Consider the following 5,212-nt stretch of genomic DNA (forward strand, 5'->3'; position numbering starts at 1 on the left):
CTCTGGCCTCCTGCAGGAGGCGCTTCACCCCTGGGCGGAGTGGGATCCCCCCTTGGGCCAATAGGGCAGTGTAGTGGCGGGTTTTGGCCTGGTGCAGCCGGGCAATGAGGGCATTTAAATCTTCACCAGGGGGTAGCGGCGGCTGGCAGGTTGCAACGAAATGGCGAATGCGCTCTTTGCCCCCCGTAATGGCCAGGAGTTGGCCGTAGAGCTCCACCGACCAGTGCCAGTCCAGCCCTGCCTCGGCAAAGGCAGCGTTAAAGGCCACGCGATGACCATCCCGCTCCGTGTCCGCCAGCGTGCCGTCCACATCGAAGATCAAAGCTTGGAGTGTCATGTGTACCCCCACCCGCCTACAAGCGACTCTATGCTACTGCATGGCTTGGGTGCCCCTAGCCAGGTTTCTGGGAAGGCCGACAAGATGAGAGAATGAAGCACCGGTTATCCAATCTCGCCATGAGCTTCGATTTTGACGTAATCATCATCGGTGCCGGCGTCGGCGGCCACGGCGCTGCTTTACATGCGGTCGAATCTGGCCTGAAGACCGCCATCGTTGAAGGTGCAGAAATGGGCGGCACCTGCATCAACCGCGGCTGCATCCCCTCCAAGGCTCTGCTGGCCGCCTCAGGACGCCTGCGGGAACTGCAACATAGCTCTGGGCTGGGCATCCAAGTGGGATCCCTTCAGGTGAACCGAGAGGCTATTGCCAATCATGCTGCCCAAGTGGTGGAGAAGATCCGCGCCGACATGACTCGCTCGCTGGAGAAGCTGGGGGTAACAATCCTGAGAGGGCGAGGCAAGTTGGTGGCACCCCAGCAGGTGGAAGTCCAGGAAGAGAAGGGATCCCACACCTACACGGCACAGGATGTCATTCTCGCGACGGGCTCCCGCCCCTTTGTGCCCCCTGGCATCGAGGTGGATGGCCGGACGGTGTTCACCAGCGACGAGGCGGTGCGGCTGGAGTGGATCCCGGAGCGCCTAGCGATTATCGGCAGCGGCTACATTGGCCAGGAGTTTGCCGACATCTACACTGCCTTGGGATCCCAGGTCATCCTCATCGAAGCCCTGGAGACCCTGATGCCGGCCTTTGACCCCGATATTGCCCGCCTGGCCCAGCGGGTGCTGATTAAGCCCAGGCAAATCCAGACCTACGTGGGGATCACGGCCAAGCAGGTGATCCCTGGCCAGCCAGTAACGATTCACCTCTCCAACGGCGAGACGCTGCAGGTGGATGGCTGCTTGGTGGCTGCCGGTCGGATCCCGGTCTCAGAGGGGCTGGGCTTGGCCGAGCTGGGCATCGACACCGGCAAACGGGGGTTCATCCCCGTCGATAGCCGCATGGCCACCGATTTGCCTCACCTCTGGGCCATTGGGGATGTGACAGGCAAAATGATGTTGGCTCACGCGGCGGCAGCTCAGGGGAGAGTGGCCGTGGAAAACATCTGTGGCCGTACTGCCTACATGGACTACCTCAGCATCCCGGCCGCGGTGTTCACCCACCCGGAAATGGGTTTTGTGGGGCTGACCGAACCTCAGGCCAAGGAGGAAGGCTACAGCGTGGGCACGGTGCGCACCTACTTTGGCGGCAACTCCAAGGCCATTGCTTCGGGAGAGACAGAGGGCATGGTCAAGCTGGTCTTTGACAAGAGCACCGGCCTACTGCTGGGATCCCATATCTTCGGGCCCCATGCGGCGGATTTGATTCACGAGGCAGCTCAGGCCATTGCTCGCCGGGCCACGGTGCGAGAACTGGCCGGTTTGGTGCACGTTCACCCCACCTTGGCAGAGACGCTGGAGGAAGCCTACAAGCGGGCAACTCACGCTCTGGCAGGGCCTTAGCCAACGGCTCGGCAGAGGGTCGCCTGCCTCACTCGGTTTTGTGAGGACTCCGTCCCGCCCGCTCTGCCTCCGGCGGGGTTTACAACCAGGCTGTGAAGGGCCAGGTTCTCAGACGGGCAACCCAGCAAGATCTCCCGGCTCAAAGCGTCAAGAAGACCTTAGGATGGGGGGGAACGCGTGGGAGGAAGTGCTTTTGGTGAGCGAAGCCGAGATTACCCAGGCAGTGCAGGCCCAGTACGAGACTTTCCCCTATCCTCCTATTCCTTACGACCGGCCCTTTGAGGGCTTCTCCAGTCTGGGCAGCTATACCTTGGCGCAGTACGCCCGCACCCGTAGGCTGCAAGAGCCCACAGGATCCAGGTTTTTGGTGGCCGGGTGTGGCACCGGCTGGGAAGTGCATGGCATTGCCGCCAGCAACCCCGGCTATGGTTCGGTGGTCGGGATCGACATCAGCCGCCCAGCCCTGGAGATGGCCCAGAAGCGAATTAAGCACCACGGCCTGCGCAACTGCTCTGTGCAGTACGGGGATCTGCTGGATCCCTCTACTTGGCCCGAAGGCAGCTTCGACATGATCAGCTCCTACGGCGTGATTCACCACACTGCAGATCCGGTGAAGGCTTTGAGCAATCTGGCATCGCGGTTGGCTCCCGATGGGGTGATGGCGCTGATGCTCTACAACCGTTCAGGCCGTTGGCATCTGTACCGCATTCGGCGAGCCTTGGAGTTGTTGGGCATCACCCCACCTGCAACCCCAGAAAAGATCGAATTTGTGCGGCAACTGCTGAAGGGAGCCAGCCCCAATTCCCTTTTGGCCAAGCACGCCAAGGCTCACCAAGAATACTATGGACAAGATGAAAACATTGTCGATAATTTCTTCCATGCCAATGATATTCCTTTCGACATCGGCGAGATTCCCGACTTGCTTGCCCAAGCCGGGCTGGAGTTTATCGATGTAGCCCCCTACTTGGACTATTGGAACGCCAGGCCGTTGATTGCCGCCACCCACCCGGAGTTCCATCGCCGCTACGAGGCCCTTGCTCGCATCGACCAACTGCGGGTCATGGAGTATCTGGAGCCTCTGTATCACACGCAAAATCTCTTCTGGTGTTGCCATCAAGGGAAAAAGGTGGACCACTGGGATCCCTTTACAGTCGAATTTTTTAAGGGATCCCGCTGGCAACTCAACCCCTTGTTTGTCCGCTATGGCAGCGTGCGCTACTGGGATCAAAAAATCCCCTTTTCAGATCTGTTGGGCAAGCTGGATCCGGCCCAGATCCTGACCCAGAAGATGGATATTTTCTGGCCTATCGCCCGGATCCCTGGCAAGATGATGGCCTCTACCCGCTACCAAGTGGTGGAGCTGCTGCTGCCCTTGGCCAATCAAGCCCGTTCTGGCGCTGAGATCCTGGCTGCCCATGAAGAGAGAGCCGACCACCTTCTCAACCTATTTCGACAGTGGGAAGCAGACCGGTTAGTCCTGCGGGTTGCCTAGCTTCTGGTTATTCCAAACAGTCCAAATCACCAGGGTCAAAGTCTGTTCCATGCTAAGGTTGTATCATGCATGACCGAGGACGGTGCTTCTCCCCAGGCATGTTTGCGCCGGCGGTGCGGAGCACCTCTACTGGGACATCTTCGCCACAGCTTTCCCTGTGAATAGAGCTGGCAGATCTGGATCCCGATCAACATCCCTGACAACCCCAACGCCAGAGCTGGTAGGAGGCAAGGATGGCTGACTACAATCGCGGCATTATGAAGTTCAAGGGGGCAGATAGCCCAATTGTCGTTTTGATCTCGGCAGGAATTGTGGCCGGTGTGGTTTCGGCCCTGATCTGGTGGGCTTTGCACTTTGCTTACGCAGCTTGAGTCTCAGCCCATATCAGAAGCCGAGGTCAGTTTTTCCTACATTGCCAGCCTTCCGAGCAAAGGAGGGGAGTGGGACGAGGCTTTCTTGCAACGCTTGCGGCAGTCTCTTCAACGTTGGTACCGTGACCACGGAAGGGATCTGCCCTGGCGCCGCACCCGGGATCCTTACGCCATTTGGGTTTCGGAAGTGATGTTACAGCAAACCCAGGTGGCAACGGTCATTCCCTACTTTCAGCGCTGGATGCAGACCCTGCCTGGGATCCCAGCACTGGCGGCAGCCCCCCAGCAGCAGGTGCTGAAACTGTGGGAGGGCCTGGGCTACTATCGGCGGGCCCTGAACTTGCACAAAGCTGCCCAAATTTTGATGCGGGAGCGAAACGGTGAGTTCCCCAGGGATCTGGAGCAGGTGTTGGCTCTGCCGGGGATCGGGCGCACCACGGCTGGCGGCATTCTCAGCGCTGCCTTCGATCAGCCTTTGCCCATTTTGGATGGCAACGTCAAGCGGGTGCTGGCTCGCTTGGTGGCTTTGCAGCAGCCTCCGTCCCAGTGTCTGTCCCTGCTGTGGCAGCTTTCCGAGCAATTGTTGGATCCCGTGCAGCCGCGGGCTTTTAACCAAGCCCTGATGGATTTGGGGGCTACCGTCTGTCGTCCCAAAAAGCCTCACTGTGGCCAGTGCCCTTGGCAAGCGGATTGCAGCGCCTACAATCGAGGTCAACACCAACAATTGCCTATGTCTGCACCCCGTGCCTCCCGTCCTCATAAGCAAATCGCGGTTGCCATTGTTCTTCGGGGAAAAGAAATCCTTATCGATCGACGACTGGAAAGCTCAATGCTCAGCGGGCTGTGGGAGTTTCCCGGAGGCAAAATCGAGCCGGGAGAAACGGCTGCCGAGTGTGTAGTACGGGAGGTAAAAGAAGAAATCGGCATCGATATCGAGGTGGTCGCGCCGCTAGCCACCGTCGAACATGCCTATACCCATTTCACCGTTACTCTTATCGCTTTTATCTGTCGCTACCTGGGCGGAGAAGCCCAAGCCCTGCAATGTAGCGAGGTGCGCTGGGTCAGCCCGGCGGAACTGTCGGAATTTCCCTTCCCGGGAGCCAATCAAAAGTTGTTTCCCCACTTGCATGCTTGGCTGGCAGAGCATGGCAACCCATGATGAACCCACCCAATCCGCCAAATGGCTTAGACCCTTCTGGAACGTTTGCCCCAAGACATTCGATAGGATAGTAGATGTCCTGCTGCCGTGAGCTACGGATATGCTTGTCACTCTGGAAAAAGCGGGGGAGATTCTGGCCAAGGGATCCCACACAGCCATCACAACCACAGATGGCAAGATCGCGCTGGTGCCCAAAGGAAAAGAAACCCTCAAACTGACGGCCAACGAAGCCATTAACCTAATGTTTTATGTCGTCCGCTCCGCTGAACCGGCAGAGACGGTGATGGCCCAACTGGAGGAGGCAGTTGCCAAAGCTCAAGCCCCCGATCCAGCCGAGGAACGGGCCAGAAA

Annotated in this window: 6 protein-coding genes; 5 read left to right on the forward strand and 1 reads right to left on the reverse strand. The window is 58.8% G+C overall.

All coding sequences use genetic code 11. The features are described from left to right. Positions 1 to 337, reverse strand: a 337-nt coding sequence (locus NW815_RS08470; protein WP_414415902.1) for an HAD family hydrolase, incomplete at its 3' end; no start/stop codon positions are given. 119 nt (positions 338 to 456) lie between these two features. Between NW815_RS08470 and lpdA the strand changes: the two genes are divergently transcribed. From lpdA to NW815_RS08495, 5 genes are all read left to right on the forward strand, one after another. Continuing rightward, on the forward strand, positions 457 to 1,839 hold the full coding sequence (gene lpdA / locus NW815_RS08475) for a dihydrolipoyl dehydrogenase (RefSeq protein WP_414388752.1): 1,383 nt from the start codon (positions 457 to 459) through the stop codon (positions 1,837 to 1,839). Positions 1,840 to 2,002: 163 nt separating this feature from the next. Next, entirely contained in the window at positions 2,003 to 3,331 is a 1,329-nt protein-coding gene (locus NW815_RS08480) for a class I SAM-dependent methyltransferase (RefSeq protein WP_414415903.1), read from the forward strand. A 233-nt stretch (positions 3,332 to 3,564) separates the two neighbouring features. Beyond that, positions 3,565 to 3,702: a hypothetical protein gene (locus tag NW815_RS08485; RefSeq protein ID WP_011432392.1), complete on the forward strand. Its 138-nt coding sequence runs from the start codon at positions 3,565 to 3,567 to the stop codon at positions 3,700 to 3,702. Between the two features lie 94 nt (positions 3,703 to 3,796). Then, the gene (gene mutY, locus NW815_RS08490; RefSeq protein ID WP_414390512.1) at positions 3,797 to 4,861 is read left to right on the forward strand and encodes an A/G-specific adenine glycosylase; all 1,065 of its coding nucleotides are present in this window, start codon (positions 3,797 to 3,799) and stop codon (positions 4,859 to 4,861) included. 100 nt (positions 4,862 to 4,961) lie between these two features. Next, positions 4,962 to 5,212, forward strand: a 251-nt coding sequence (locus tag NW815_RS08495; RefSeq protein ID WP_414415904.1) for a hypothetical protein, incomplete at its 3' end; no start/stop codon positions are given.

The organism is Synechococcus sp. R6-7 (assembly GCF_047461695.1).
GTDB lineage: Bacteria > Cyanobacteriota > Cyanobacteriia > Thermostichales > Thermostichaceae > Thermostichus.